The sequence below is a fragment of the Rhizobium sp. NZLR1b genome, assembly GCF_019685155.1.
GTDB lineage: Bacteria > Pseudomonadota > Alphaproteobacteria > Rhizobiales > Rhizobiaceae > Rhizobium.
Genome location: NZ_JABDWC010000017.1, coordinates 105,789 through 129,624 on the forward strand (window position 1 = coordinate 105,789; position 23,836 = coordinate 129,624).

Annotated in this window: 31 protein-coding genes and 1 tRNA gene; 13 read left to right on the forward strand and 19 right to left on the reverse strand. The window is 61.1% G+C overall.

What is annotated here, in order from left to right; all coding sequences use genetic code 11:
* The first annotated feature begins 263 nt into the window (after positions 1-263).
* Positions 264-340 (forward strand) — tRNA-Pro (locus HJB84_RS22495).
* A 77-nt stretch (positions 341-417) separates the two neighbouring features.
* Here the strand turns inward: HJB84_RS22495 and HJB84_RS22500 are convergent.
* Positions 418-2,004 (reverse strand): hypothetical protein, encoded by a 1,587-nt coding sequence (locus HJB84_RS22500; protein WP_221116951.1) that lies wholly within the window; start codon positions 2,002-2,004, stop codon positions 418-420.
* Positions 2,005-2,271: 267 nt separating this feature from the next.
* On the opposite strand from HJB84_RS22500, the gene HJB84_RS22505 reads away from it, so the two are divergent.
* Positions 2,272-2,511 (forward strand): DUF982 domain-containing protein, encoded by a 240-nt coding sequence (locus tag HJB84_RS22505; RefSeq protein WP_207583287.1) that lies wholly within the window; start codon positions 2,272-2,274, stop codon positions 2,509-2,511.
* A 26-nt stretch (positions 2,512-2,537) separates the two neighbouring features.
* Here the strand turns inward: HJB84_RS22505 and HJB84_RS22510 are convergent, their stop codons facing one another.
* From HJB84_RS22510 to HJB84_RS22520, 3 genes are all read right to left on the reverse strand, one after another.
* Entirely contained in the window at positions 2,538-2,765 is a 228-nt protein-coding gene (locus tag HJB84_RS22510; RefSeq protein WP_221116952.1) for a hypothetical protein, read from the reverse strand.
* An 11-nt stretch (positions 2,766-2,776) separates the two neighbouring features.
* Positions 2,777-3,040, reverse strand: coding sequence for a hypothetical protein (locus tag HJB84_RS22515; RefSeq protein WP_207583289.1), 264 nt, complete (start codon positions 3,038-3,040; stop codon positions 2,777-2,779).
* Between the two features lie 830 nt (positions 3,041-3,870).
* Positions 3,871-4,518, reverse strand: a complete 648-nt coding sequence (locus HJB84_RS22520; RefSeq protein WP_221116953.1) for a S24 family peptidase — start codon at positions 4,516-4,518, stop codon at positions 3,871-3,873.
* An 83-nt stretch (positions 4,519-4,601) separates the two neighbouring features.
* Between HJB84_RS22520 and HJB84_RS22525 the strand changes: the two genes are divergently transcribed.
* The 7 genes from HJB84_RS22525 (at position 4,602) to HJB84_RS22555 (ending at position 7,097) form a co-directional block, all read left to right on the forward strand.
* On the forward strand, positions 4,602-4,811 hold the full coding sequence (locus HJB84_RS22525) for a hypothetical protein (RefSeq protein WP_246762724.1): 210 nt from the start codon (positions 4,602-4,604) through the stop codon (positions 4,809-4,811).
* A 184-nt stretch (positions 4,812-4,995) separates the two neighbouring features.
* Entirely contained in the window at positions 4,996-5,220 is a 225-nt protein-coding gene (locus HJB84_RS22530; RefSeq protein WP_221116954.1) for a sigma-70 family RNA polymerase sigma factor, read from the forward strand.
* A gap of 46 nt (positions 5,221-5,266) precedes the next feature.
* The gene (locus tag HJB84_RS22535; protein WP_207583291.1) at positions 5,267-5,632 is read left to right on the forward strand and encodes a hypothetical protein; all 366 of its coding nucleotides are present in this window, start codon (positions 5,267-5,269) and stop codon (positions 5,630-5,632) included.
* The gene (locus tag HJB84_RS22540; protein ID WP_207584270.1) at positions 5,598-5,996 is read left to right on the forward strand and encodes a hypothetical protein; all 399 of its coding nucleotides are present in this window, start codon (positions 5,598-5,600) and stop codon (positions 5,994-5,996) included. Before HJB84_RS22535 ends, HJB84_RS22540 begins: the two co-directional genes overlap by 35 nt.
* Entirely contained in the window at positions 5,993-6,295 is a 303-nt protein-coding gene (locus HJB84_RS22545) for a GcrA cell cycle regulator (RefSeq protein ID WP_221116955.1), read from the forward strand. The genes HJB84_RS22540 and HJB84_RS22545 overlap by 4 nt, the downstream gene beginning before the upstream one ends.
* Complete coding sequence (locus tag HJB84_RS22550) at positions 6,292-6,489, forward strand: response regulator transcription factor (protein ID WP_207583293.1); 198 nt, start codon at positions 6,292-6,294, stop codon at positions 6,487-6,489. Before HJB84_RS22545 ends, HJB84_RS22550 begins: the two co-directional genes overlap by 4 nt.
* 14 nt (positions 6,490-6,503) lie before the next feature.
* A complete protein-coding gene (locus HJB84_RS22555) occupies positions 6,504-7,097 on the forward strand; it encodes a hypothetical protein (protein WP_207583294.1) in 594 nt (197 codons plus the stop codon).
* A gap of 279 nt (positions 7,098-7,376) precedes the next feature.
* On the opposite strand, the gene HJB84_RS34145 is transcribed toward HJB84_RS22555, so the two are convergent.
* The 5 genes from HJB84_RS34145 to HJB84_RS22580 all read right to left on the reverse strand — a co-directional run bounded on the left by HJB84_RS34145 (position 7,377) and on the right by HJB84_RS22580 (position 11,530).
* On the reverse strand, positions 7,377-7,670 hold the full coding sequence (locus HJB84_RS34145; protein ID WP_221116956.1) for an HNH endonuclease signature motif containing protein: 294 nt from the start codon (positions 7,668-7,670) through the stop codon (positions 7,377-7,379).
* Between the two features lie 182 nt (positions 7,671-7,852).
* Positions 7,853-8,836, reverse strand: a complete 984-nt coding sequence (locus HJB84_RS22565; RefSeq protein WP_221116957.1) for a phosphotransferase enzyme family protein — start codon at positions 8,834-8,836, stop codon at positions 7,853-7,855.
* Positions 8,837-9,588: 752 nt separating this feature from the next.
* A complete protein-coding gene (locus HJB84_RS22570) occupies positions 9,589-10,161 on the reverse strand; it encodes a DUF308 domain-containing protein (RefSeq protein WP_221116958.1) in 573 nt (190 codons plus the stop codon).
* 76 nt (positions 10,162-10,237) lie between these two features.
* Entirely contained in the window at positions 10,238-10,867 is a 630-nt protein-coding gene (locus HJB84_RS22575; protein ID WP_221116959.1) for a hypothetical protein, read from the reverse strand.
* A gap of 72 nt (positions 10,868-10,939) precedes the next feature.
* A complete protein-coding gene (locus HJB84_RS22580) occupies positions 10,940-11,530 on the reverse strand; it encodes a TetR/AcrR family transcriptional regulator (RefSeq protein ID WP_221116960.1) in 591 nt (196 codons plus the stop codon).
* Between the two features lie 71 nt (positions 11,531-11,601).
* On the opposite strand from HJB84_RS22580, the gene HJB84_RS22585 reads away from it, so the two are divergent.
* Positions 11,602-11,799, forward strand: coding sequence for a hypothetical protein (locus HJB84_RS22585; protein WP_221116961.1), 198 nt, complete (start codon positions 11,602-11,604; stop codon positions 11,797-11,799).
* Here the strand turns inward: HJB84_RS22585 and HJB84_RS22590 are convergent.
* The gene (locus tag HJB84_RS22590) at positions 11,777-12,604 is read right to left on the reverse strand and encodes an oxidoreductase (protein ID WP_221116962.1); all 828 of its coding nucleotides are present in this window, start codon (positions 12,602-12,604) and stop codon (positions 11,777-11,779) included. The two genes, HJB84_RS22585 and HJB84_RS22590, sit on opposite strands and share 23 nt — an antisense overlap.
* An 80-nt stretch (positions 12,605-12,684) precedes the next feature.
* On the opposite strand from HJB84_RS22590, the gene HJB84_RS22595 reads away from it, so the two are divergent.
* Complete coding sequence (locus HJB84_RS22595; RefSeq protein ID WP_221116963.1) at positions 12,685-13,608, forward strand: AraC family transcriptional regulator; 924 nt, start codon at positions 12,685-12,687, stop codon at positions 13,606-13,608.
* 177 nt (positions 13,609-13,785) lie between these two features.
* Here HJB84_RS22595 and HJB84_RS22600 read toward each other — a convergent pair whose 3' ends face one another.
* From HJB84_RS22600 to HJB84_RS22620, 5 genes are all read right to left on the reverse strand, one after another.
* Complete coding sequence (locus HJB84_RS22600) at positions 13,786-13,932, reverse strand: hypothetical protein (RefSeq protein WP_221116964.1); 147 nt, start codon at positions 13,930-13,932, stop codon at positions 13,786-13,788.
* 28 nt (positions 13,933-13,960) lie between these two features.
* Positions 13,961-14,872 carry a sigma-70 family RNA polymerase sigma factor gene (locus tag HJB84_RS22605; protein WP_221116965.1) on the reverse strand — a complete coding sequence of 304 codons (912 nt, stop codon included), beginning with the start codon at positions 14,870-14,872 and terminating at the stop codon, positions 13,961-13,963.
* A complete protein-coding gene (locus HJB84_RS22610) occupies positions 14,869-15,612 on the reverse strand; it encodes an SDR family NAD(P)-dependent oxidoreductase (protein ID WP_221116966.1) in 744 nt (247 codons plus the stop codon). Before HJB84_RS22610 ends, HJB84_RS22605 begins: the two co-directional genes overlap by 4 nt.
* 189 nt (positions 15,613-15,801) lie before the next feature.
* The gene (locus tag HJB84_RS22615; RefSeq protein WP_221116967.1) at positions 15,802-16,497 is read right to left on the reverse strand and encodes a class I SAM-dependent methyltransferase; all 696 of its coding nucleotides are present in this window, start codon (positions 16,495-16,497) and stop codon (positions 15,802-15,804) included.
* 419 nt (positions 16,498-16,916) lie between these two features.
* On the reverse strand, positions 16,917-17,390 hold the full coding sequence (locus tag HJB84_RS22620) for a nucleoside deaminase (protein WP_221116968.1): 474 nt from the start codon (positions 17,388-17,390) through the stop codon (positions 16,917-16,919).
* Between the two features lie 303 nt (positions 17,391-17,693).
* On the opposite strand from HJB84_RS22620, the gene HJB84_RS22625 reads away from it, so the two are divergent.
* Entirely contained in the window at positions 17,694-18,542 is an 849-nt protein-coding gene (locus HJB84_RS22625; RefSeq protein ID WP_221116969.1) for a glycosyltransferase family 25 protein, read from the forward strand.
* A 4-nt stretch (positions 18,543-18,546) separates the two neighbouring features.
* On the opposite strand, the gene HJB84_RS22630 is transcribed toward HJB84_RS22625, so the two are convergent.
* Positions 18,547-19,944: a HAMP domain-containing sensor histidine kinase gene (locus HJB84_RS22630; RefSeq protein ID WP_221116970.1), complete on the reverse strand. Its 1,398-nt coding sequence runs from the start codon at positions 19,942-19,944 to the stop codon at positions 18,547-18,549.
* 3 nt (positions 19,945-19,947) lie between these two features.
* A complete protein-coding gene (locus HJB84_RS22635; RefSeq protein WP_207583313.1) occupies positions 19,948-20,625 on the reverse strand; it encodes a winged helix-turn-helix domain-containing protein in 678 nt (225 codons plus the stop codon).
* Positions 20,626-20,865: 240 nt separating this feature from the next.
* Here HJB84_RS22635 and HJB84_RS22640 point away from each other — a divergent pair, with 240 nt between their 5' ends.
* Positions 20,866-22,197: an alkyl/aryl-sulfatase gene (locus HJB84_RS22640; protein ID WP_221116971.1), complete on the forward strand. Its 1,332-nt coding sequence runs from the start codon at positions 20,866-20,868 to the stop codon at positions 22,195-22,197.
* 238 nt (positions 22,198-22,435) lie between these two features.
* On the opposite strand, the gene HJB84_RS22645 is transcribed toward HJB84_RS22640, so the two are convergent.
* Positions 22,436-22,915, reverse strand: coding sequence for a hypothetical protein (locus HJB84_RS22645; RefSeq protein ID WP_207583315.1), 480 nt, complete (start codon positions 22,913-22,915; stop codon positions 22,436-22,438).
* A 70-nt stretch (positions 22,916-22,985) separates the two neighbouring features.
* Entirely contained in the window at positions 22,986-23,807 is an 822-nt protein-coding gene (locus tag HJB84_RS22650; RefSeq protein WP_221116991.1) for an MBL fold metallo-hydrolase, read from the reverse strand.
* Positions 23,808-23,836 lie beyond the last annotated feature (29 nt).

Genomic DNA, 23,836 nt, shown 5'->3' on the forward strand with positions numbered 1-23,836 from the left:
GTGTCGTCCCTGATCTCTAGCGCAGTGGCTGCGAATCCGCTCTTTACGCGCGCTTTCGCCTGTCCCGTCGAGCCCTTTAGCGCGGAACCCGGCAAAAGAAAATTGCCCCTGTGGCACTTCCCGACGATTTGCTCCGAGTGTGTCTTTTTGCAGCAGCGGCGCACCGCCCGCCCTGTCATCAACCCGTCAAAAATTCCACCGGCTTTTTGGGATTTGGTGCTTGTGCAACCAGATAGGCTGTTCTATAGAAGCGCCGCTGGTCACGGAGTGTAGCGCAGTCTGGTAGCGCACCACGTTCGGGACGTGGGGGTCGGAGGTTCGAATCCTCTCACTCCGACCAGATAGAACCCCCGCTCCGGCGGGGTTTTTCGTTTCTCGCTGATGTCTGCAAAAATCCCCAGCATGTTTGCTGCGATCTCAGCCGCCGACTGTGATCTCACCATCGGCAACACGTTTCACAAATATCTTCAAACCTTCATGCCTGAGTTTCTTCCAACTGCCGTCGGAAACCATTGATTTAGCCAGATCGGCAAACCCCGTGGTGAGGTAGGGAACCTGCGATGCCGGTCGTTTGCCGAGCGCTTGAATCAAGCAGTCAGTTCTTGGCGGGGACGAGAACGTGTTTCCGGAACGTTGCATGCCGATCTCCACATGATCTGAGCCGTCCGGAAATTTGATCGTCCCATAGCCGCACTTGGCCGCCGCATTCACTTCGGCCTTGGAGAGCTTGTCTTGCAGAAGAAATGACAGCTGGCTGAACGTGTTGTCAGCGTAGTCGAACTGACCCAGTATAATGAAGTCCAGCTCGTTCTGCCCCTTCTTGGCGCCTTTGATCTTGCCAAAGAAGTCGGAATTCACCTTGGTGTCTTTGCCGGTCGTCATGGCAAGCATTTCGCCCAGCTTGATATAGATCCTCGGCTTTGACGAAACGTTTTCGGAAGCCGCCGCGGCGTTGCCTGAAGGCAGACTTGCGGTCTCCGGCCTGGCATAGGCGTCAGCGAAGGCCTGCAGCGTCGTGAGGTTGAGCGCTTGGGGAAGCGAACCGCTCTTGAACTTGCGGCAAGAGAGCGCGGCTTGCCGTGTTGCCTTGTCAGGCTTGCCCTCAACATTCCCTGGCTTGCAGCCCAACTGAGCCAGTTGCTGCTGCAACCTCTTGAGCAAGCCTGCTTGTTCGGCGGAATAGTCGCTGACACCGCGGGTCACACTGATATTGCGGACATCGATGCCGATACCATCGCGCTGCACCACGTCAAACTGGGACGTATGATTGTCATAGGTCTTCCAGTCATGACCCCAACCCATCATCACCGGGCCGAGAATGAAGTTGAATGATTTCGGGTCGCGGTGTGATTGCGGCTCGCACTCGTTCGATTCCCAGCAATTCGGAGCCTGGTTGGTTGCTTCGCCTTCGGCGGCGTAGATCACCTTGTTGTCGCAGCTTGCCGTAACCCATCCGCTCTCATCGCTTGCCCATCGGATTTTCAGCGAGAATGTCGCCCATTTGCCGAAATCTCCCGGTTTTTGGCACTGGTGGGCGAGAAAGTTCACGCCGTTGCGCGTGTCGGCTTTCAGCATGTAGATGAAATTGTGGACTGCCGGCCCTTCCCAGGAGGCGAAACGCAAATGGCTGTCCCGGCCATCGGGATAAAAGCCATTTGCGGAGTTGTTGTGCCAGCCTTCGTAGGCAAAAGTCGGATCGAGCCGGAAATCAAACGTGTATTCGACGCTTTCGCCAGCCTTCATGTCTCGCGTATAGCGAATCGTCGAGCGGACGTTGCCATTGCGACAATCATTTTCGCCGCGTCCATCTCCATAGTCGACATTGGAACACTGACGGTCGAATATCTGAAACCGGGTCACGCCGTCCTTGACTTCTGGTCTGACCGATCCGTTGAACTTGTGGCGTTCAAAACCTTTGGGGAGCGGGTCGGCGGTCGCGACTGCGTCGGTCAAAAAAACCGCAAGCGCGCCAACCGCCAGTCCAACTATATGATTTTTCAACATAGTTGTTTCTCCAAATTGGACTCCGAGCATATCACGATCTCGTTTGGAAGGTAGGGTTTAGATCGGTCCCTTGCCGCAGAAGGCCTTCACCAGCTCGCTCTTCTCTCCAGTTATAATTTTTCTGCAGGAAAATTATAACGACGCGATTGAACAGCAGCGCGCGGCATCGGCATTGCCCGAATCAGCTTTGATGCGCCGGTTTTCGAATCAACCGGAACGAGTCCCAAAGTGATTCGTTGAGTCGAGTTCCGTGTGAGATACTGCGCCATGAGCAAGCGACGAAGCTTCAAACCGGTGAAGATCACCATCAATGGCAAGGTGAGGACGGTCTATAATGTCGTCCAGGCCGGCAACACTTTGCTGAATGACTGGCCCGACCAGACGGCGGCGGCCAAGGTTGCTGAGCGGCTTGTGCTTGACGTCTTCAACGATGCCGCCGAGCCCGAGCAGGTGCGGCGGGCCTTCATCACTGCGGCCAAGGCGAGCGACATCAAGTACAGCTCGTGATCGGTGATATCGGGCAAAGTCCTGGCTCACTTCCATGAGACCTGTTCCTGATCGGTGCGATCCTGGTGCTTGAACTGCGTCTCCATCCAGGCGGCCGTGATGATCGCGGCGAGGAAGCCGAAGGTAAGGCAGGCGATGGCCTGCTTGCGCCGGGAGATGAAGGTGACCGGCGCCGGGGTGAGGGGCTTTTCCACGCATTCACGGCTCAAGCAGGCGCAGCCGGAAAACGCCTTGATGATGCAATCGGCAGGCATCTCCGTTCTCCTCAGGCGTAAAGCTGATCGTGATCGGTCATGCCCATGATCTCGCGGGCATAGCGGTAATGCTCCGCGACCGAGGCCGCAGCGCCGCGCAGCCAGGACGGGCCGCGGATCGAATGTTCGGGACGGCGCAGGAAGGCAAAGCCGAGGGCGCCCATGCGCTGCGCCTCGATCGCCATATAGGCGCTGCAGTCGTTCATCCCCCACGCGCCATTCCAGCGGGCGTCACGTTTGCTCTCCTCGGTCTCGATATTGCGGATGTGCTGCATCGCCTGTCCCCTCACGCGCCTCTGATCGGTTTGTGAGAAGAAGGTATATATCATACCCGATTGCGTCAATGGTATCAGGTATAAAAAATACCCTACAGATTGACGAGGTACGAATCATAGGCGTATGTCTGTCGCCAGTGATTGGGCGACCGGGTGCAACTCCCGAGCTGACGAAGCCCAGCGGCGCGGGAAGCGAAAGTCCTTAAGTGCGCTGTCAGAAAATCAGGACGAGGGCGAAGCGAATGGCCCCTCTGGCACGTGTCCCATCCCGGCTCCGGCCTTCAGGACCTGGCCAATGCTCTCCCGGCTTCATGGGCTTTGCTCATGGGGTAGGGGGAAGCTTTGGCCGGAACCCTCCCTCACCAGCCTTCAGGAGCTAAGACAGAGAGATAGAAATCAAAGCCTATCTTGGAGTCTGATGCAGCGAGAAAAACGGACGCCGGCCATGCGCAACGAGATCGAAATCACCGACGAGATGATCGGAGTTTACGATCGGTGGAGGAGGGAGTGCCGAAGGACAGGTTCCCCGCAGCCATGCGATCGATCCTGCTGGCGGTGACAAGAGATGCAAGCGCGGCATTCGGAGCTTCCACAATTTTTGGTTTCAGGAGGAATGCCCGAGACCCTGATAGATCCTGGTCGCCGGATCGGGGAGATCGGAGCGAAATCCTACAGGCCGTACATCTCGCGGGCGGCGCTGAAGGTCAGCAGAAACACCGCGAGGGTGACGATATAGAACCAGATTCGGCCGGCGCGCGAGGAAGGGCGGATCATCTTGGTTTCCTTGATGAATAGGGCTGATTTGCAGTATTGCTGCCGAGCATCGGTCCCTACATCTCGATGATCGACCGGCGGACGCGGCCGACGATGGTGACGGCGCCCTGGAATTCCGGCGGCGACACATCCTCGTAGGAAGCGGGCTGGAAGGGCGGGTCGTCGTTCGGGCGATAACGCTTGTAGGTAGCAGCACCGGTTTCGTCGGCGACGACATAGAGCGCGTTCGGCGCCAGGCGCTTGTCGCGAAGATTGACGAAGATGATCGAGCCCGGCGGCGAGATCTTGTTCATCGAATTGCCTTCGACCTCGAGCGCGATCCATTCGCCATCGGGCAGATCGAGGGCGGCCACCGTCGGGAATTCCGAAAAGTCGGTGATCGGCGCCTGCTCGCTCAGCTGGCCGGCGCTGACCCAGGAGATCTTCGGCACGTCGGCGACGGAGACCGGCAGCTCATCCGGATCGAGCGCATTGCCGGTTCCGAACTGCAGCCAGTTGAGATTGACCTTGAAGGCGCGGGCATATTTCTTCGCATCGGCAATGCCGAAGCCGTTGCGGCCGGACTCATGCGCCTTGTAGACATTCGCATTCCAGCCGAACCGATCGACGATCGCTTTCGGCCCGGCAAAGCCGGCGTTTTTCCTGGCCATGACCAGCCGCTTTGCGCGTTCTTCGCGTTCAAATTGTTCCTGATCTTTCAACATGATATAAAAAATACCCCAATTTAGGGTATATGTCATGCCCTATTGTGCTTGACATATAGGGTATTAAATATACCCTAGTGCACATGACAAACAGCGAGACCATCAGCCCCTCCACCCTGGCGGCAATCGGCCTGATCCAGCGCGGAAGCCGCCGTTACACCGGCTGCCCGATGTGCGGCAAGGCGCTGTCGATTGCCGAGGTGATCGAGCGCCACTGCGAAAATTGCGACCGGCAGACCAGCCCGAAAGACATGCGGGAGATCACCGATCCCGATAGCCTCACCCCTCCCTGACGGCTGTCGGTGGCTGGCGTCGTCGCCTCCCTCGGCGACGCCGGCATCAATTCCCCGGGTAGTAGCCCGGCAGACGACCGGAGCCTTTGCTCCCGCAACAGAATTCGAAATCAAGCACCGGGGCAGCCCCCGCTTCGGCGGCAACGGTGCGCTGCGCTCGAAATGGACAACAAGGATCACTGGCATGAACGCGCTCGAGCTCTTCCGCACCGGCCGGGACTATATCGAAATCGCAGCCATCCTCGGCGTGTCGGTGCCTTCGGTCGAGACCGAGATCCACCGGCTTCGAAGCGCCGCGAAGGGCGACACCGCGGGGCTGGATCATGCCGGCGCTGAGATCCGCCGGTTTTCCCCGCGCCTCAAGCCGGGCAGTTCAGTCAATTTTTTCGGCGGGCAACGGCGGATTTGAGGTCACGGCGGGGCCGTGGCTCGATCGGCGACAGAAAGGAAACGGTATGGCGAAGGACGCAATGAGCAAGGACATCATGGACATCCTCAGCCCGGTGCTGGGGGAGGAGCTGGCGGCAGCCGTCATCGAGCATCGCAAGCGCACGCTGAGGAAGCCGCTGACGGCCTATGCCGCCCGGATGCAGGCCAGGGAATATCTGCTGACCGGCGATCCGGCCGGCGCCGCCGAGATGCAGATCTTCCGCGGCTGGCAGGCGATCAAATGCGACTGGTACCTCAAGGAGAAGGCGAGGGAAGCCGGGTCGATCAACAGCAGCACGAGAAGGACGACAGTCGATGCCGCAAGAGATTTCCTCTCCGGTGAAGATCATAGCGGGGATGCTTTCGGGCTTCCCGGCATCCGCCGGCACTGATCCCGATATGCAGATCCGCGCCTATCTCGTCGCCATCGACGGCATTTCGGCCGAGGCGGTCTGGCGCGCCGCCAGAGGCTTCATCTCCGGGAAGGTGAGGGATCATAACCGCGCCTTTGCCCCGAGCAGCGCCAGTTTTGCCGAGGAGTGCCGAAATCAGCAGGCGGCGATGGCAGCCCAAAGCCGCCCGCGCATCGAACGGGAAGCCGAGGCACCGAAGCCGAAGGTCGCCGCCTACAAGATGCAGCTGCTGCGCGATGCCGCCAATGGCAGCTGCAGCGCCAAGCGCGAGCTGGCGAAAATGTTTCCCGACAACCCGATCATCGCAAGAGCCGCGCGCGACGCGCAGGAGGCAGCAGGGTGAGAGACCTATTCTGGACGGAAGACAGGATCGTCAAGGCCGCGCAGCTTTGGCAGGAAGGGCGCTCGGCAAGAGCGATCGCCGAGCTGTTCGGCTCGAAGAAGAACACCGTCATCAACATGGCGCACCGCAACCGCGACAGGTTCCCCGCCAGGCAGGATGCCAGGCAGGACACAAGGCAGAAGCCGCCGGAGGCCGATGCCGCGCCGATCCGCCATCCCGACCGCGTCCGGCGGGTGACGTTTTCCGGCGCCGAAGTGACGATGCCGCGCGTGCCGTTCATCGATGGGCCGGCGCCATGAGCAAGATCACCCCACGCGAGACCGAAATCATCGGCTGGATGGCGGCCGGAAAGACCGCCGCCGAGATCGGCACCATTCTCGGCATCTCCCACATCACGGTGAATACCCACATCGCCAACGCCAAGGCGAGACTCGGCATCTTCAAGGATACCGCCCTGGTCGCCGCCGCACTGCGCAACGGCATCATTCGATAGGAAGGACAATCAGCATGGGTGGCAAAGCAGCCAAGGCTAGGACACAACGGGCAAACAAGGGCGCCGGCCGGCCGCGCAAGGAGAATGTCGAGCGTTTTCCCTGCGGCAAGATCAAGCCTTTCGAGACCGAGAAGGACAATATCAGCGTCGCCATATCAGCCCGCCGCCGCATCCACGGCTTCGGCCGGACGGTCGATGACGAGACGGTCAAGAGCCCGTTTGCCGGTTATACCCTCGGCCGCATGTTCCTCGACGGCTTGATCAGCGCCGAGCAGCGCCAGGCCGGCGACGACTATGCCGAGGCCATGGCCCGCTACCACAAGACCACCGGCATCCCGGCCCCGAGCCCGCGCGCCCAATCGCTCTTCACTGTCAAAGGCCACGAAGGCGAAGTGACCGAAAGCCTCGCCGACCGCGCCCGCAAAGCCAGCAACCGCATGATGGCCCTGCAGGGCATCCTGCTGCGCTGCCAGGACGGCCCGCAGGTGAGGAGCACGGTCTATAACGTCACGGTGATGGACTACGAACACCTGCGCCAGATGCCGCCGCAGCAGCTGCTGTGGCTGCGGCGAGGGTTGATCGCGTTGCGCGGGGCGAGGGGTGGGTGATGGAGGGGGTGAGGCTTGTGGTTGAGCGTCGGATTGGCGGCATGACGATGATTGCGGACCGAAGCAAAATTGGCCCCTTCCTCCGTCCGCCGTCGCTGAGTTTGCCAGAGAGTTTACCCCACCTCCGTCCTCCTCGGGCTTGACCCGAGGATCCACGCCGGCCTCCATCAGCTGGGGCATGGATCCCAGGCTCAAGGCCTGGGATGACGGAGGTTGGGGGCGCGTTTTCGACAAACGCCTCGCCGATCGAGCGCAACATTTGCGAGCGGGCGACGCTTGCTATGAGAACCCGTGCCATTTGCCTATAGCGCGCCTCCTCTGGACGAACTTGCGGTATTTCTCGGGTGCTAGCACCTGCCTCTGCCTGTGGCGGATTTGGTTGCAAAACCAGCAGGCAGCCACCACGTTCCCAACGTTATCTTTGCCGCCGCATGATTGCGGCACCAAGTGCTCAGCTGTGCACCGGCGGATTGAAGCTGCAGTGCTATTGATCATCTTGCAATCACAATACCAGCAGCAACCGGCCTGACGGACGGACGCTTCGTTTCTCAATTTCTGTAACTGTTTTGACACGTAAACTCCTGAGATCTTTTCGTTGATCCAGAAGTTGCTTAGCTCGAAGAGCCCACCCGCACTCGGCCGCTGATAGCGTGCAACGGACTGAGTTATACCCTCAACCCTGATGTGTGCGCTCTTAATTTAGTTGAAGCCGAGGAACTTGGCAATATCGTTGCTGACCAGGCCGAGAACCTCTTTCAGAACAGACGATCGACAAATTGCTCTGTCTCCCAGGTCTTCAGAAAATCCGCTTCCCGCGCGATCCAGCCGACGGTCTCGCTTCCCCATTCTTGTGCCCGGCTTGCATATTCGCCCATCAGCCAGAAGTGGCGGACGATCACGAAGCGAAGGGCTGCCTCAAAATCGTCCGGCGTGATCGGCCGGACGGCGCGATAGCCGTCGATGAAGGCGTTCCACATGGCGGTCGAGCTCCGGCCGAAGGAGACTTGCGCCCACAAAAAGACTGAGAGGTCGTAGGCGAGGTACCCCGGGCCGCCGTCGTCGAAGTCGAAAAATACCGCTTCGCCAGCGTCGTTGATCCGCGAGTTGAAGCCGTGACAATCGCCATGACAATAGGTCCAGGTCAGATCTCCGAAGGCTTCGATCGCCTTTGCGGTCCGCGCCGCGATCTGTTCGAGATCGCTACGGACGTCGGCGTCTTCGACAATGCCGCTGTCGCGTATTCGCGCGAGCGGCCGAAACAGCAGGTGTTCGAGGTCAAGCCGATAGAGTGCTCCGTCCGGCGAAAATGTCTCGGCTGCATTGTGCATCAGAGCAAGGGTTTTGCCGTTGGCGGCGGCATCGCCGGCATCCGCCGCCTGCGGTTTGCGGCCATCGATCGCCCGGAAGAGCACCCCCTCGCGCGCACCCTCCGGCGCATATCCCTGCAGGGACAGGGCCCCATCGCGTGTCGGGATCGGTGCTGCGACCGGAACGGCCGATTGCGTGAGATGTGTGAGGAAAGCCGTTTCGGTTCTGACGTCGGCCGGACCCCGCGCCCGCTGATGGGAAAGTCGGAAGACATAACGCTCGCCGTTGCTCCCAACGACAAGATAAACATCGTTCAGGCCGCGTTGCAGCATTCGGCAAGAGACCGGCCCGGCAAGCGAATAGTGCTGATCGATGAACTGTTTGACAGCCTCAACCCGCGGGGTCGAATATAGCGGATCAAAGTCGAGCATCGGCGCTGCTCCCGCGTTTTGCAGACAACTGAGAGGGGATGCTCGGGTGCGTGAGGTCGCGTGAGGGCTGCGGGATCTCGCTGCGTTTTGACGCTTCTGTCGCCGGTTTGCCCATTCCGTTCCACTTTCGAATCGAACTTTTCCGCTGATCGCTCTGGAACAACCAGATAGCATAAGACGCGAAAGCCTGTCGCTGACCGCGAGCTTGGCAAGGCAACTGGCAATTGTGGCTGCTGCCGGCCCAAGGCGGTCCGGTTGGCGCGGCGTGGCTCGACCCGTCCTTCGAACTCCCGAAAAATGGGGAGAGGGGACGTGCATGGTAGAGCGGGCGGGGAACGGAGAGAGGCAAGGCTTATGATTACGGACTGGCGGCGTAAGCGCGGACGCCCTTTGTATGACCCAAGTGCATGACCCAAGCAAAATCCGCCGCTTCCTCTGTCCGCCATCCTGTGTTTACCGGAGAGCTTACCCCACCCTCCGTCCTCCTCGGGCTTGACCCGAGGATCCAGTTTGGCCTCCACGAGCTGCGGCATGGATCCCAGGCTCAAGGCCTGGGATGACGGAGGTTGAGGGCCCGTTTTCGACAAACGCGTTGCCGATCTGGCCGAACAACTGCGCTGAATTCTGCCGCAGCGATTGTTGTGGCGGGGGAGGTGATTGATGGCGTTGGGTCCACGTCCTGTTGACGCCGTGGCTCCGCGCCTGGTCTTTGTTTTAACCGCCGGCGCGAACCGGACAGCCGAGGCGTCCTGCTACCTCCGCCGCATCTGCGTCACAGCCAGCCATACCGCCGAGACCAGGAAATAGAAGGCGCCGAGGGCGGCGTAGCCGGCGATGTTGGCGATCGATGGGGGTTCCGGCATTTGCGCCTGGGCGATGAAGAAGGCGCCGGCGACCGCCGATTGGCCGCCGCTGAGGATCATCGACCATTGGCCACCATTGGTTCTCCAGCGCCGGACAGCTGTTCCGAGCTGCAGCAGACCGGAAAAGATCGCCCACAGGCCGAAGACGGCGAGGACTGAGTTCATGCTCATGGTCAGGGCGACGATCACGGCGGCGGTTGTCACCGCGCTGACGGCGACGTTGATCGCCTGGCTGCGGTTGCCTGCCAGGCCGCCATGTCGCGCCGCATCGACAAAATTGGCGGCGGCATCCCAGGCCGGGTAGAGGATCAGCAGGGCCGCCGCCACCGAGAAGGACTGGCGGCCGGCAGTCAGGGCGGCTGCGACCCAGAGGAGAGAAAACGCTGCGCGGGTGAAATAATAGCGCGTCAGCCATTGTTCCCTGTCGCCAGCGGCGACGGTGGTTTGATCGTAGGTCATCATGAGTTTTTTCCTGAGTTTGGGATTGTTGGTTCGCCGGTCGACCCGGGGCGGCCGGGCCGACCGGCGACGGCGTGGCTCACATCGGCGGAACCACGCCATTCCTGCCGACAAGCACCTGATGGGCGATGGTGCCGGCGGCGGCCTTTTCGGCGGGCACGAAGACGACGGCGCCGACAACGAGATCATCCTTGGTTGCCGGAGCGATGGTGACGACCGGCGTGCCGTCCGGAATGGAAATCTTCTTTTCCTTGCCGTGATAAGAGACGGTGACCGTCCGGCCGTCGACGCCCTTGACGGCGTCGGCGACGGTGGCATTGGTCATGCTGCTCTCCGGCTTGAGATCCCAGCCGTAGCTGCCTTCACCGGCGCCTTTCATGGCCGGCGGGAAGATCAGCACCTCAAGCGCGCCGTCACCGCCGCCCTCTTTCGGCAGCGAGGCGATGCCGACGAAATCACCAGGCTTGATGTCGGTGACCTCCGCCTTGGCGACGCCCGCAAGTTTCCAGCCGTCGGCGAGGGTGACATCGACGCTCGCCCCTTCGCGCGTCTTCACCGTGAGGGTCGAGCCGCTGTAATTGACGATGCTGCCTCTGACGTGAATCTGCTCGGCCTTCTGGTCCTCAGCGAAGACAGGCATGGCCGATAGAGCCACCGACGAGATCGCCGAGAGGCTGAGCATAAGGGCGGGGAGAAAGTTCGTTTTCATCTCGTTCTTCCTACTAGTTGGTAGTTTTGTAGGCCGGAATTGTCACTCCGGGCGGCCATTCCGCCCGGAACCTTATCGAGCGACGGTCGGAGACAGCCGCTGCAGGGTCGGGGCCAGAATGGTGGGAAACACCTCCGGCGTCCCGTAAGCCCGTGCGGAAAGCATGGCGCCATGGACGGATGCCATGAACACTTCGGCCTCGACGCGGGGTTCGCTGGACAGGCTCAAAGCCCCGGTCTTGGCGCCGCGTTCCATGACCGAAGTCAGCCAGGCCGAGAGAAAGCGGAAAAACCCCTTGACCTCCTCGGCGACCTCGGGCGGCAACGCCGGCAGTTCGCTCGCCAGCAGCGCGCAGACGCAAAACGGCCGGCTGGCATCGTCGATGCACTTGGCCCAATGGCCCGCATAGGTTTTGAGGAGCTCGAGCGGGTCCTGCACGTTCCGCTCCAGAGCCGCTACGCCCATCTCGGCATCGTCCCGATATCGCCGGATAAGCGTGCGGACCAGATCGGTCTTGCTGGGAAAATGGTGATGGATGCTGGCCTTGCGGATGCCGACGACCGTGGCAATATCGGCATAGCTGAAGCCGTTATAGCCGCCGGTGGTAATCAGCGCCCGCGCCGAGGCGAGGATCTCATCGGATGTCGTGAGAAGATTGATCATGGGTTGCTTCTACCTTCCAGTAGGTAGGCAGTCAAGCGGAAAACGACAGTTGTGGTTCCCTCCGGTTCGCGATGCCGGAGATCTCGCCGCCCTATGTCCGGACCGAGTTGACCGGCGCTGCCCAGGCGGCCGACCCGCGCGCCATGCCGCTGAGCGCTTATATCGCGGAAGTCATGGCGATGCTCGAGCATGGCAATCACCCGCGCGGCGGGTGCGCTCAGAGTGCGCTTGCCGCGTTCCTTCCTGTCACCCATCGGTCGAGAGGGTGACAGGCATCCACGCTTCGATCTCTTGGCTAAGGCGGGCGATCCTGCCCGTCACATGCTTCAGCGCATCGCTGCCGAGCAGAAGCTGCGGCGGTGGCGTGTCGGATTCCACCAGCGCCAGGACGGCGGCGGCCAGCCGGGCGGGATCGCCGAGCTGCTTGCCGCTGACTGCCTGCCGCGCCTGACGGATCGGATCGAACAGCGCGTCGTAATCGGCGATCGACCGCTCCGTGCGCACCATCGATCGCCCGGCCCAGTCGGTTCGGAACGAGCCGGGGCAGAGCGTCGTCACATGCACGTTGAACGGCGCCATTTCCGCGCGCATCACTTCCGATATGCCTTGAAGCGCAAATTTGCTGCCGCAATAATAGCCGATGCCGGGCATGGTGATCATCCCGCCCATCGAGGTGACGTTGACGATGAACCCCTTGCGTCGCGCGCGAAACCTCGGAAGAAACGCCTTGGCCACCGCGACGGCGCCGAAGACATTCACCTCGAACTGACGCCGCATCTCTTCGATCGGCGACTCCTCGAGCACGCCCTCATGGCCGTAGCCGGCATTGTTGATCAGCACGTCCACCGGGCCATGCTCGTCCTCCGCCTGGCCGACCACGTCAGCGACACGGTCGAACTCGGTGACATCGCAGAGGACCGGCCGTAGGGCAGGCAGTGCCTTGGCGAGCGCTGCGCGTGAGGCGTCCGAGCGAACGGTGCCAATCACCGTATGGCCGGCCTCGACCGCCGCCGTCGCAATGGCCAGCCCGAAGCCGGAATTGGCGCCGGTGATGAAGAAGGTCTTTTTCGACATGATCTGCAAACACTCCTTGATTGGGGGTGTTTGACAAATAATATGAGGCGATCAGTGCATCGATGGCGGATTGTCTGAATATGTTGCCAAATCCTATCAACGATCGAAACCCATCCAGGCGGCTGGAGATGGTCGAGCTGGCCGCAACGCTCGCGCCCCGCCACGGCTACAATCCGACGGCGCTTGGCTCCGTGCGCATATTGCGGACAGAAGCGGTGCTCGACGACGTGCCCGTGCTCTATAAGCCAGGCGCGGTGTTCGTCCTGCAGGGCAGCAAGCAGGGCATCCTCGAAGGGGAAGTCTTCACTTACGATGAGGAACATTATCTGGCGGTTTCGTTGCCCGTTCCCTTCCGGATGAAGTCGACCGCCAGTGCCGAGCGGCCATTGCTGGCCGTCTATGTCGAGTTCGATATGCAGATGGCGGCCGAGATCGCCCTGCAGATGGAAAAACACGCCGAACTTAGAAGCGACGCGCCGAGAAGCCTGGTGTCGAGCCGGATGGCCGGCGATATCGAGGATGTCCTGCTGCGCCTCTTAGTGGCGCTTCGCAGCACCGCCGACATTGCCGTGCTCGGCGCCGGCCTGCTGCGTGAACTGCACTACCGGGTGCTGGTCGGGCCGCAAGGCGGCGCGATGATCGCGGCGCTGCAGCAGAAAGGCAGATCCGGAAAAATCATCCGGAGCCTGGCCTGGTTGCGGGAAAACTTTGGCCGCGAGATTGCGGTTTCCGATCTGGCCAGGGAGGTGGGCATGAGCATTCCCTCCTACCATGTCCACTTCAAGGATCTGACCGGCAGCAGCCCGATGCAATATGTGAAAGCGATCCGGCTGCACGAAGCACGGTTGATGATCGCCCGCCAGACGAGCACGATCGCCGAGGTCGCAGCCTCGGTCGGCTACGCCAGCCCGGCGCAATTCAGCCGCGACTTCAAACGCCATTTCGGCCGCACCGCATCGGAAGAGACAAAGTGGGTCCAACGCCACCTGGGCGAGGTGGGGTGAGGATCTCCGGGATGGGGCAGGAGTGGGCCGCACAGAGTATCGAAGTGCATGGCTGTGTTATGACGCACCTCCGCACGGCCCATCATACTTACGATCGGCGGAGCCTGTTGTTCCCGAGGTGAGGGAAAATTTTGTTGCGCCGACTATCCCGCTGCGTCGGGCTTCGGGTTTGGCTGCTCAGCTCCAGCGTTCAAAGAACTTCGTCCTGATGCCGAGGTAAAGCGGTGCGGGCAATAGGCCAATCCCGACATAACGGTGGATGTAGACTGCTGCGATAAGGACGAGGGCGATGCCGCTGCCGCAAATGACGCCGATAGCGGACATCGAGAAAGCGCGTCTTAATCAAGGTCGGTCACCGCGATGCCGCCAACATTACGTCCGCCGCATCATCAATGACATAGGTCGCATAGCGATGGTCGCGGATCAGGCTTATCTTTTGCTCCCGCCATTCGAGCAGCATGAAATAGCGAGGACCATCAGACGGTTCGGCTGATACCAGCAATATTTCCCGGCCTTCCAGCCAGGCCGGTTCGAGCCTGACCGGCGGATATTCGGCATAATAGGTGAAAAATCGACCGACGTCGGCGGCACCCGAGATTTCCGGCCGTCGCGCCTGACGAAGCCGAACATCCTCGGCCAGCAGGCTGCGCAAAGCGTCCCAGTCCCGGGCGTTGAAGAGCGCTGCAAAGTTCAGGACCTCGGGACTAGGCGATGGCGCAACCTCGGACCGCACGTCGGAAATGGCTCGCAATCTCGCCCGACCGCGCGACAGATGGGCCTTGACTGCATCGACGCTCAGGTCCAGCAGCGCTGCGATGTCCGCGAGCGACTCTCCCAACACATCCTTGAGGATCACCGCGCTGCGTTGCGGCACCGGCAAGTCTGCAAAATGGCCCAGGGCGACCCGCACCGTGTCCTGCCGGATCAGCGCGTCCTCCGGGCCGACGGCGCTGATATCGGCCAGATCAAAGGCCATCTCAAGGGGCTCGGATCGGCGCGTACTGCGCTGGCGCAGGGCATCTATGGCTCCGTTGTGGACAATGCGAAAGAGCCAGGGTCGCAGCGGGGCGCCCGGCGGGATCGAGCCAGCCGTCGCAAATACCCTGGCAAACGCGTCCTGAATCACATCCTCGCCGTCGATCACCGACCCTACCAGACGAGCAGCATAGCGATGCAGCTCGGGGCGAAGCGCGTCCGCTTCGCTGGCAAGCGCCGCGAGCAGAATTTTCCTCGCTTCGGCTTCGAGAGCAGCGTTTTCCGTCATTCGATGACCGTCACACCCGTATCGCCGCGCACGGCATAGACCATAGCCTCGGCGAGAGCCGTCTTGCCGATCAGGTCGGCAACCGTATCACCGAAAGCCCGCGGCGTCATGTCCGGCCAGGTGGCGGCCTGTTCGGCAAATGTCCGACCCGCCGCCGCGGCGTAAGCCCCGATGCCGGTATCACCCACGCCGGTTCCGGCGAACATCTGCCGGGGAACGATGACCCGGAAGCGCAGACCCAGGCCGAGTTGCGCCGACAGGCCCTCGGCATATTTTGCAATGAACCACTGCGCGCGCTTGGCTCCCGCATAACCGCCCGATAGCGGCGACCCCTGCACGGCCGCTCCGCTGGAGACCAGGACGACAAGCCCGCCCGGCGTCATCGGCAGGGTCAGGGCAGCCTGTACCCAGTGGAGCGCGGCCTTAACGTCCACATTCCAGTTGGTCGTGAATGCCTCCCAGCCAATCCGGTCGATCCGTTCCATGAGCGGTTCCGCACCGGCATTCATGATGACGAGATCAGGTCGCGTCTGCTCCATGATCCGCCATGCGGCATCGACATCGGTTGCATCAGCCGATATTGCGGTGACGGTCGGTTGCTCGGCTGGCCCCTGCGCGGCCGCGGCGTTGCGGGCGACCACGGTGACTTCGGCCGCGCGAGCCACGAATGCCTCGGCTAGCCCCCTCCCCAAGCCGCGGCTCCCGCCGACGACCACAATTCGCTTTCCTTCCAGATCCATGTCTCAGTCCTCATTCGGGTCGGATTCGACCGCTCGACGACGGTCGCTACAACGACGTTCCAACGAGGTGAAAAGAGTCATGGTCATCTGCGATTTTCGCAGGCCAGTGTCTAAAAGTCTGACTCGACCGAAATTCGACGGTGGTGGCAACTGCTACCGTATAGCGAAAAATTCTCGTCATCCACATCGTCATGTTTTCACCACCGAGAAGAAGAGGAACCGCGGCGTGGTCGTCAGGTTTTGATAGGCCCGCGGAAACAGCGTGCGGGCGCGAGGATCGGGCTGCGGCTCGCTGACGATGTCGATCTGAAATCCAGCCGTTTTGAGTGCGTCGAACATGGCGTGCAGCGGCCGATGCCAGAAGCGCATGGCGATCTGCTTTTCGCCGCGCTGCCAGGTCTCGTCAAAACTGTAGGTCTCGAAATAATTGTCGCGGCCGCTCGACGGGTGATCCATGAAGGGATGGTGTGTCGAGAAAACCAGGCGGCCGCCTTGCGGCAGCAGCCGGTTGAATTCCATGAGCGGCCCCGACCAGTCCGGCAGATAATGCAGCACCAGCGAGGCGAGGATCAGCTCGAACGCCTGATCCTCGAACGGCAATGCAACGCTCAGATCCGCCTGTAGCAGGCGCGCCCGCCCATCGAGGCGACGTTGCGCGATCTGCAGCATGCCGGCGCTGCAATCGATCCCGGTGACATCTGCCCCGCGCGCAATCAGCTCTGCCGCATGCGCCCCGCCGCCGCATCCCGCATCGAGCACCGAAAGCCCGGCGACCGCGCCGACCAGGGCAAGAATGGCCGGCCGCTCGTAATAGGCATTCCAGGCGTTGGCCTCATTATCCGCGTCGTATGCCGCCGCGAAGGCATCATAATCATTCTCGGCCAAGATTTTCCCCTTCTTCACTGACCGCTTCGGCTCATTGCCGCCCATGTCCTGACACAACAGTGTATTTATCCCAAAGCTCACCCCACGCTCCGTCCTCCTCGGGCTTGACCCGAGGATCCACGGCGGGCTCCGTCGGCGGCGGGCATGGATCCCAGGCTCAAGGCCTGGGATGACGGAGATTGGGGATGTGTTTTCGCCAAACTCCCGGCCTGCGCAACGGATGGCGCGTCGGCGTTGGATGTGAACCGCAGTCTTTACGTTGCCTCTCCCGCCATTCCCGATGCTATTTGCCCCAAAGCTCACCCCACACTCCGTCCTCCTCGGGCTTGACCCGAGGATCCACGGCGGCATCCGTCAGCGGCGGACATGGATCCCAGGCGGAGGTTGGGGGCGCGGTTTCGCCAAACTTCCAGCTGAGGCTAAACCTTGCCCAGATGCTTCGGCCAGAATTCCTGATGCACTTCGGCGGCTTCGTCTTCGAGGTTCGTCGGGCCAACCACAGTGACGATGCGTGCGCCGGTTTGCAGGATCGTCCGGCTCGGCACGTTCAACCCGATGCCGGCGATCTCGCCAAGCCGCGTTTCGGAGCACGCAAACACCATACGCCCGATGCCCGACCAGTAAATCGCCCCGGAGCACATCGCGCACGGCTCCGTGCTGGTGTAGAGTGTGCAGTCGGCGAGAAAAGCAGTGTCGTAGTGCTGCGCCGCCAGTTTCACCAGGTTCATCTCGGCGTGGTTCGTCATGTCGTGGCCGGTGAAGACGCTGTTTTCGGCGCGCAGGATGACCTCGCCGTCCTTCACCAGCACCGAGCCGAATGGTTCGTCGCCTCGGTCCATCGCGGATTTCGAGAGCGCAATCGCCTCGCGTAAAAACGGCTCGTGGTTTTCCATCAGATTGTCCCCAAGAGTTAGAGCGGGACGAGTCTGTCTTGAATCGGCGGGATTTCCAAGGGCTGCAAATCCGATTGAGGATCGGCGATCCAGATCGCGGCAACCGTCTTCTTGTCGCTTAGCAAAGTCTGCCGTCTGGGGACCGCCGCCGGATGTCTCGTCCGGGTGCAGGCGCCCGCACGTCAGCCGCCCCACACTCGAACCCTTGCCACCTTACGAAAATGTATAGCCCCGGCGAGGTGCCGGTGAGATTTCGAGCGCAAGTTTGGCGCAGTCATTGCCAAGTCGAAGGCCAGATTTCTCATGAACATGCACGCTACACCTGCCGCCCTGATGCCGGCGATCCATCCGGTCAGCCTGCGGGTCAACACCTATCTGATCAATCTCGACCGGGCGCCATTGCGGCGGTTTCGCATGGAGCGCCTGCTTTCCGGCATCGGCCTTGCCTTCGAGCGGGTGGCGGCGGTGGATGGCGCAACGCTCAGCCTGCCGCATCCGGATTTCGACGAAGCCTCCTATCTGAGCCGGCATGGCCGCCGGCCGAACCTTTTCGAGATCGGCTGCTATCTCAGCCACGTCGAATGCGCCTGGCGCTTCCTCTCCGGCGATGCCGAATTCGCCCTCATTCTGGAAGACGACCTCGATTTCGACGATGACCTCGCCGATGTGGTGGAGGCTGCCCTTCAGCATAAGGAGCGCTGGGACATCCTGCGTCTCTCCACCGTCAACACCGGGCGCAAGCACCAAGTGGCGCCGCTGACGGCATCGCGCTCGCTCGCCATCGCGCTGACCCGCGAGAAGGGCTCCGGCGCCTATCTGATCAACCGCAAGGCGGCCGGCTGGATGGTCGGCGCGCTGCTGCCGATGCGGCTGCCCTATGATCTCGCCTTCGACCTGGAATTCGACGAGGGCTTAAGCGCCTGCTTCGTCGATCCGCTGCCGGTCAGCCAGAGGGCGGATGCCAGCTCGCAGATCCAGTCAGGGCTTTCGGCCTACCGGCTTGGCCGCCGCCGGCCGTGGAGCGTTCTGCCCTATCGCACTGCTGCCGAAATACGCCGCTTTGCAGCCCGCTTCAGCCGCCTCGCGGTGTCGAGGGTGAGCGGTCGGGACCGCTCACCCGGGATGAAAGGTCAGGATCGCTCGCCGGGATGAGCGGTCAGGATCGTTCTCCCGAGAGTAGGGGGAAGGCGATCGAGACGATGAGGCCGGGTTGACTGTCTCCCGTGGTGATCTCGGCCGCATGCAGCTCGGCGATCGCCTTGACGAGGCTGAGCCCGAGCCCGCTTCCGGGCGTCGTCCGGCTCTTGTCCAGCCGATAGAGCCGTCGGAAGACCTTGTCCCTTTCGCCGGCGGGAATGCCGGGGCCGGTATCGGCGACCGAGAGGATGGCGCGATCGTGCTCACGGCGCATCGAAACCGTGATCACCGTTCCAGCCGGGCAGTGGTTGATCGCATTCTCCACCAGGTTGGCGATCATCTGGGTCAGCAGATCGCGGTCGCCGCGGATGATGGCGGGAGCGCGCGCCGTTATCCGCAGCGACTTCTGCGCATCTTCGGCGACATCGACATAGACCTCGGAAATCACCGCAAGCACGGCATCGAGATCGGTCGGCTGGAAACGCTCCTTGCGGTCGCCGGCCTCGATCTGGGAAATGCGCAGCAGCGCCTCGAAGGTGGCGTTGATCCGGTCGCTCTCGTTTCTCGCTTCGTCGAGAAGGGCCGACACATCCGCCTGCCGGTCATTGCCCGCCACCGCGGCATCGAGCGTCAGCCGCAGCCGGTTGAGCGGTGTTTTCAGATCATGGGCGATATCGCTGCTCACCTGCCGCATGCTTTCGACCAGTGTCTGCAGCCGCACCAGCGCCGCGTTGATCTGGGTCGCCACCGTATCGAGATCGTCGCCATTGCCGCTGATCGGAATGCGGGCGTCGAGCGCGCCGTGGGAGACGTCGTTCATGGTGTTGGCCACCCTGTCCAGCCGCGCCTGGGCGCGAACGGCGAGAAAGGCGCCGCCGCCGATCGCCGTCGCCACGACGATCGCCGCGGCCCATTCGAAACTTTCAAGCACGATCCTCAGCATCTCGTCGACATCGTTGAAGTTGTCGCCGACCACCAGGCTGTAGGGGCCGATCGTCGACACCTGCATCCGGTAGCGTTCATGCCCCTTCAGCCCGACATCGCCCGAGCTGACGGTATAGACGCCGTTCGGGATGGGCGGTGCGGCGAAATTGCCGGCGAGCTTCTTGCCGGCATGGTCGGTCAGCGAATAAAGCCCGTCGGAGGTCGACTGGAAGCTCGCATAATTGTTCAGCGTGTTGACGAGATCCCCGGTGTCACCGGGCTCGTAGGTCGAAACGATCAGCGAATTCATCTCGGTGAGCGACTGTTCGAGATCGCGGGAGAGGCCAAGGTCCAGCATGTGATAGATGATCGCGCCGCTCAAGAAGAAGGTGACGACGAAGAGCAAGCCGAAGGTGACGGCAAGCCGGAACGGCGTGCTCCGGCGCAGGCTGGAGAACGATGCCAAAAAGCCTGTGGGGTTGGGAGCCATCATGTTCTAACGCGGCGCATGCAGGCTGTATCCGGTGTTGCGGACCGTGTGCAGAAGCTGGGCCTGGAACGGTCTGTCGACCTTGGCCCTCAAGCGGCTGATATGGGTCTCGACGACGCTGGTCTTCGGATCGAAGTGGAAATCCCAGACCCGCTCCAAAAGCATCGTCTTGGTGATGACCCGACCTTCGCCGCGCATCAGCACTTCGAGCAGGACGAACTCACGCGGCTGCAGCTCGATCACCTGGCCGGCGCGGCGGGCTTCGCGGCGGATCAGATCGAGCTCGAGATCGGCAACCTTCAGCACCGTCTTCTGCTCTTGCACCGGCGGCCGGCGGCCAAGCGCATTGACGCGCGCCATCAGCTCGGAGAAGGCGAAAGGCTTGGTGAGATAATCGTCGCCGCCTGCCTCCAGCCCCTCGACCCGGTCGTCGACGCCGCCGATCGAGGTCAGGAACAGCGCCGATGTGCCGATCTTGGCAGCCCGGAGCGAGCGAACGATCGCCAGCCCATCGAGCCCCGGCAGCATGCGATCGACGACGATGACGTCATAGGCCTCGCGCTGCGCCTGAAACAGCCCATCGCGGCCGTCGCCGACCACGTCACAGACATGGCCTGCCTCGGAAAGGCCCTTGGCGATATAGTCGGACGTCTTGGTATCGTCCTCGATAAGCAGGATTCGCATCGGCCCGATCGTTCCCGGCATGCCTGGAGCGGGCAATTTAGCCGAGGCGGCGGCTTGGCCACAACTTACGGATTGGTAAGGTGCGGGGGCCCTGCTCAGTCTGGGCCTTCTGCCGTGGAATTATCCCGCAGGGTATATGTTTCCAAAGGCTCTATAGGTTCAATTGCGGCCATGAAGTTCTCGACCTCAGGCCCCCGATTAGTAAGATGCCTTCGCGACGACAGACGGAAACGGGATGCCATGACCATTAAACCCACACTGCAAACCGGTTCTCAGGACGAGTTCATTGGCAGGGAGAAGCTGATTGCCCATTCGGAGGAATTTCGGCCACGCGTCGTCCACGTCACCGACGGGGTATATGCCGCCATCGGCTACTCGGCCAGCAACGTCACCTTGATTGCCGGCCGGGGAGGTTCGATTATCGTTGATACCGCCGCCAATCCTGTTGATGCGACGGCCATCGTAGAGGCGTTTGGTTCTCACCTCGTTCGTCCCGTTCAGGCGATCATCTATACCCATAATCACCCCGACCATACGGGCGGTGCGACTGTGTTCGCGGGCAATGAGAGCCCAGGAATTTATAGCCACGAGCTTTTGCGTTCTGCGACACCCAGCATGGGTCGCGGTCAGCGCGATGGAGGCGATGCCTTCGGCATGCATCTTCCGGCCGAGGACTTCATCAACGCGGGCACGCAGTTGGAATACGGCAGGACGATGCCTCATACCCGCCAAGGCTTTTTGCCGCCGACCAATACGTTCGATGGTGATGAGAAACCCATCACTATCGCAGGTATCGCACTTCAACCGATTTTGACCCCCGGGGAAGCGGACGACAACATTTCGGTATGGCTCCCGGAGCAAAAGGTACTCATCGCCGGCGATGTCTTGCTGAAGACTTTTCCGAATATCGCTCCGTTGCGCGGCCTGCCGACGCGCCCGGTAGACAAGTGGATCGAGAGCTTGGACAAGCTGCTCTCGCTCGAACCGGATTTTATTGTACCCGGCCACATGGGTGTGATCGAGAATGCGGCCGATGCTCGCAACGCACTGACGGCTTATCGGGATGCCATCAAGTTCGTGTACGAAAAGACGATTGAAGGCATTGCCAAGGGTATGACCCCTGACGAGCTGGTGCAGCAAATCAAGTTGCCTGAAGAACTAGCGCAGCATCCCTACCTGCAGGAATTTTATGGGACCGTGCCGTGGTCGATCCGTGGCATTTATTGCCAGAATGCAGGCTGGTTCGATGGTAACCCAACCAATATTTGGCCCCTTGCTGCGAAAGAGCGAGCGGGAAAACTCGTAGCGATGTCGGGCGGCTCCGCCAAAATGCTGGAAAGTGCTGAAGCGGCGCTCGCAGCCGGTGAATTTCAGTGGGCTGCAGAACAAGCGGACTATCTGCTCGACCTCGAGCCCGGCAACCGCGCGGCGATGACAGTCAAGATGAAAGCGCTGCGCGAGCTAGGGGAGCGCCAAATGAACGCCACTGCTCGAAACTATTATCTATCGGTCGCCAATGATTTGAAGGCTCGCTATCTGGACGACGGTGATGGTCTCCGTAGTCCAGCCTGAAGAAACGGATGCATAATCGTGTAGATATAACGCGCTGCTGCGCGAAGTTGCCGTCCGTCATGGTGGCAGCCTTGGGGCGGCTTGCTCAATGAGCGAGAGAGATGGCGCTTAAACCCAAGCTCGTAAAATCCGCGCAACTACGCGCCATTCAACGTCGGTTAGATCATAGCGGCTCATCCTGGAATCTGAATCAGGTTCCGCTACTACAGGAAAGTCTCAGCTCCAAACGAACGCAAAATTAGACCGTCAGGCTAGGGATGAAAGACCACTCCTCGGCCATGAACTCAAGCGTTTCGTCGCGAAAATAATAGAGGAAATGTCGGGAGTTAGCGGTGTCTGCCCGGATTGTCTCCCAAGGCACGGCATCGCGGATCGTGTCGTGGCCAACTAACTCATAGAACTCGCCCCAACGCGGGGCTATGCCACTGTAGCGACCATGGCCATCTACCTTATACCATTCATGATCGTTGGTGTCGTCCCAGCGCCACCGGCTGCAACCAATGAAGCTTAGAGTGCCCCATGTCTCATCAAACTTCGGACCGGCCTTCGAAAATAGGTTCAAAGCCCTGAGAATACCCGACGGTTTTCTGTCTTGCACGGGCCTATACGAGCGGAAACAGACGTTGACCGAGGGGCCTGCAACTGAAACCTGAGGCTCTGGCGCATTTGGCTCGGCGACCCAACCTTGGCCGAGCTGTTGTTCTACAAACTTAAGCATGGACTACGACTAGTCGATTTGCATGACGGGTTCCACCCAGGGCGGTCATCAAGACTTATGGGTTCACGGCCTAGTCCTGTTGTGGGTCGTCCGCGATCGCCCGGATGTATCTCGCGATTGATCTCTCCACGACATGCGATCCTTCTCGTTTGATCGTCCTGCCTGAAAATCCCCCGTAGATCGCCTCGAACCGAAAGGGACGCACCGCTTCTCCTATGCTTTTCACCGCGCGCGCATTTAACGGTATGAGGTTCGGATAACTGCGCATGAAGCTGACATATCTGCGATCGAGGGTTACCTGCATTGTGTCACCACCAAACAGCGCGCCCCGTCCGTCTTCCAGCCAAGGGCAATAGAGCACCGAACTGCCGGCGAAATGGCCGCCGCAGCGGATCAGGGTCGCCTGGTTCAATTCGAAGATTTCGCCCGTCCATGGGCTGAGTGCCGGCCCTGATCGCCGCACCCATTGGCGATCATCGGCGTGAACATGGACAGGCACGTCGCCAAGGGCTTCACTCCACGCCATCATCGACGAATAGAAATGCGGGTGCGAAATCGCGATGGCCGCAAGGCCACCCATGGCAGCAATTTTCGTGATGCTGGCCTCGTCCAGCAGGCTGAGGCAGTCCCACAGAATATTGCCGTCGGGGCCTTCGATGAGGAAGGCTCGCTGGCCGATCCCGAACTCCGGCAATATCCGAAGAGAGTGAACGCCCTTGGCTTCCTCGGTCCAGAGTATTTTATGGGTCGAGGCGATGACCGCCATGTTCGTCCATGCCTGACCTGATGCCAGCACGAACTGTCGTTCATCTTCGCAAACGGGACAGGCAGAGGGTGGCTCCGTGCTTTCGCCGAACTGAGTGCCGCAGGTGGTGCAGATATGACATGTCATGGTCAGGTTCCTCACAGGCTTGGTACGTG

Coding starts and splice junctions, on each gene's coding strand:
- HJB84_RS22540 (WP_207584270.1), top strand. CDS start 5,598: ATGCTTTCGGGCTTCCCGGCATCCGCCGGCACTGATCCCGATATGCAG.
- HJB84_RS22605 (WP_221116965.1), bottom strand. CDS start 14,872: ATGACGGAAAACGCTGCTCTCGAAGCCGAAGCGAGGAAAATTCTGCTC.
- HJB84_RS22525 (WP_246762724.1), top strand. CDS start 4,602: ATGACAAACAGCGAGACCATCAGCCCCTCCACCCTGGCGGCAATCGGC.
- HJB84_RS22570 (WP_221116958.1), bottom strand. CDS start 10,161: ATGATGACCTACGATCAAACCACCGTCGCCGCTGGCGACAGGGAACAA.
- HJB84_RS22535 (WP_207583291.1), top strand. CDS start 5,267: ATGGCGAAGGACGCAATGAGCAAGGACATCATGGACATCCTCAGCCCG.
- HJB84_RS22515 (WP_207583289.1), bottom strand. CDS start 3,040: ATGCAGCACATCCGCAATATCGAGACCGAGGAGAGCAAACGTGACGCC.
- HJB84_RS22505 (WP_207583287.1), top strand. CDS start 2,272: ATGAGCAAGCGACGAAGCTTCAAACCGGTGAAGATCACCATCAATGGC.
- HJB84_RS22550 (WP_207583293.1), top strand. CDS start 6,292: ATGAGCAAGATCACCCCACGCGAGACCGAAATCATCGGCTGGATGGCG.
- HJB84_RS22650 (WP_221116991.1), bottom strand. CDS start 23,807: ATGACATGTCATATCTGCACCACCTGCGGCACTCAGTTCGGCGAAAGC.
- HJB84_RS22635 (WP_207583313.1), bottom strand. CDS start 20,625: ATGCGAATCCTGCTTATCGAGGACGATACCAAGACGTCCGACTATATC.
- HJB84_RS22500 (WP_221116951.1), bottom strand. CDS start 2,004: ATGTTGAAAAATCATATAGTTGGACTGGCGGTTGGCGCGCTTGCGGTT.
- HJB84_RS22645 (WP_207583315.1), bottom strand. CDS start 22,915: ATGCTTAAGTTTGTAGAACAACAGCTCGGCCAAGGTTGGGTCGCCGAG.
- HJB84_RS22595 (WP_221116963.1), top strand. CDS start 12,685: ATGTTGCCAAATCCTATCAACGATCGAAACCCATCCAGGCGGCTGGAG.
- HJB84_RS22590 (WP_221116962.1), bottom strand. CDS start 12,604: ATGTCGAAAAAGACCTTCTTCATCACCGGCGCCAATTCCGGCTTCGGG.
- HJB84_RS22580 (WP_221116960.1), bottom strand. CDS start 11,530: ATGATCAATCTTCTCACGACATCCGATGAGATCCTCGCCTCGGCGCGG.
- HJB84_RS22630 (WP_221116970.1), bottom strand. CDS start 19,944: ATGATGGCTCCCAACCCCACAGGCTTTTTGGCATCGTTCTCCAGCCTG.
- HJB84_RS22555 (WP_207583294.1), top strand. CDS start 6,504: ATGGGTGGCAAAGCAGCCAAGGCTAGGACACAACGGGCAAACAAGGGC.
- HJB84_RS22600 (WP_221116964.1), bottom strand. CDS start 13,932: ATGTCCGCTATCGGCGTCATTTGCGGCAGCGGCATCGCCCTCGTCCTT.
- HJB84_RS22610 (WP_221116966.1), bottom strand. CDS start 15,612: ATGGATCTGGAAGGAAAGCGAATTGTGGTCGTCGGCGGGAGCCGCGGC.
- HJB84_RS22510 (WP_221116952.1), bottom strand. CDS start 2,765: ATGCCTGCCGATTGCATCATCAAGGCGTTTTCCGGCTGCGCCTGCTTG.
- HJB84_RS22530 (WP_221116954.1), top strand. CDS start 4,996: ATGAACGCGCTCGAGCTCTTCCGCACCGGCCGGGACTATATCGAAATC.
- HJB84_RS22575 (WP_221116959.1), bottom strand. CDS start 10,867: ATGAAAACGAACTTTCTCCCCGCCCTTATGCTCAGCCTCTCGGCGATC.
- HJB84_RS22640 (WP_221116971.1), top strand. CDS start 20,866: ATGACCATTAAACCCACACTGCAAACCGGTTCTCAGGACGAGTTCATT.
- HJB84_RS22565 (WP_221116957.1), bottom strand. CDS start 8,836: ATGCTCGACTTTGATCCGCTATATTCGACCCCGCGGGTTGAGGCTGTC.
- HJB84_RS22620 (WP_221116968.1), bottom strand. CDS start 17,390: ATGGAAAACCACGAGCCGTTTTTACGCGAGGCGATTGCGCTCTCGAAA.
- HJB84_RS22625 (WP_221116969.1), top strand. CDS start 17,694: ATGAACATGCACGCTACACCTGCCGCCCTGATGCCGGCGATCCATCCG.
- HJB84_RS22520 (WP_221116953.1), bottom strand. CDS start 4,518: ATGTTGAAAGATCAGGAACAATTTGAACGCGAAGAACGCGCAAAGCGG.
- HJB84_RS22585 (WP_221116961.1), top strand. CDS start 11,602: ATGCCGGAGATCTCGCCGCCCTATGTCCGGACCGAGTTGACCGGCGCT.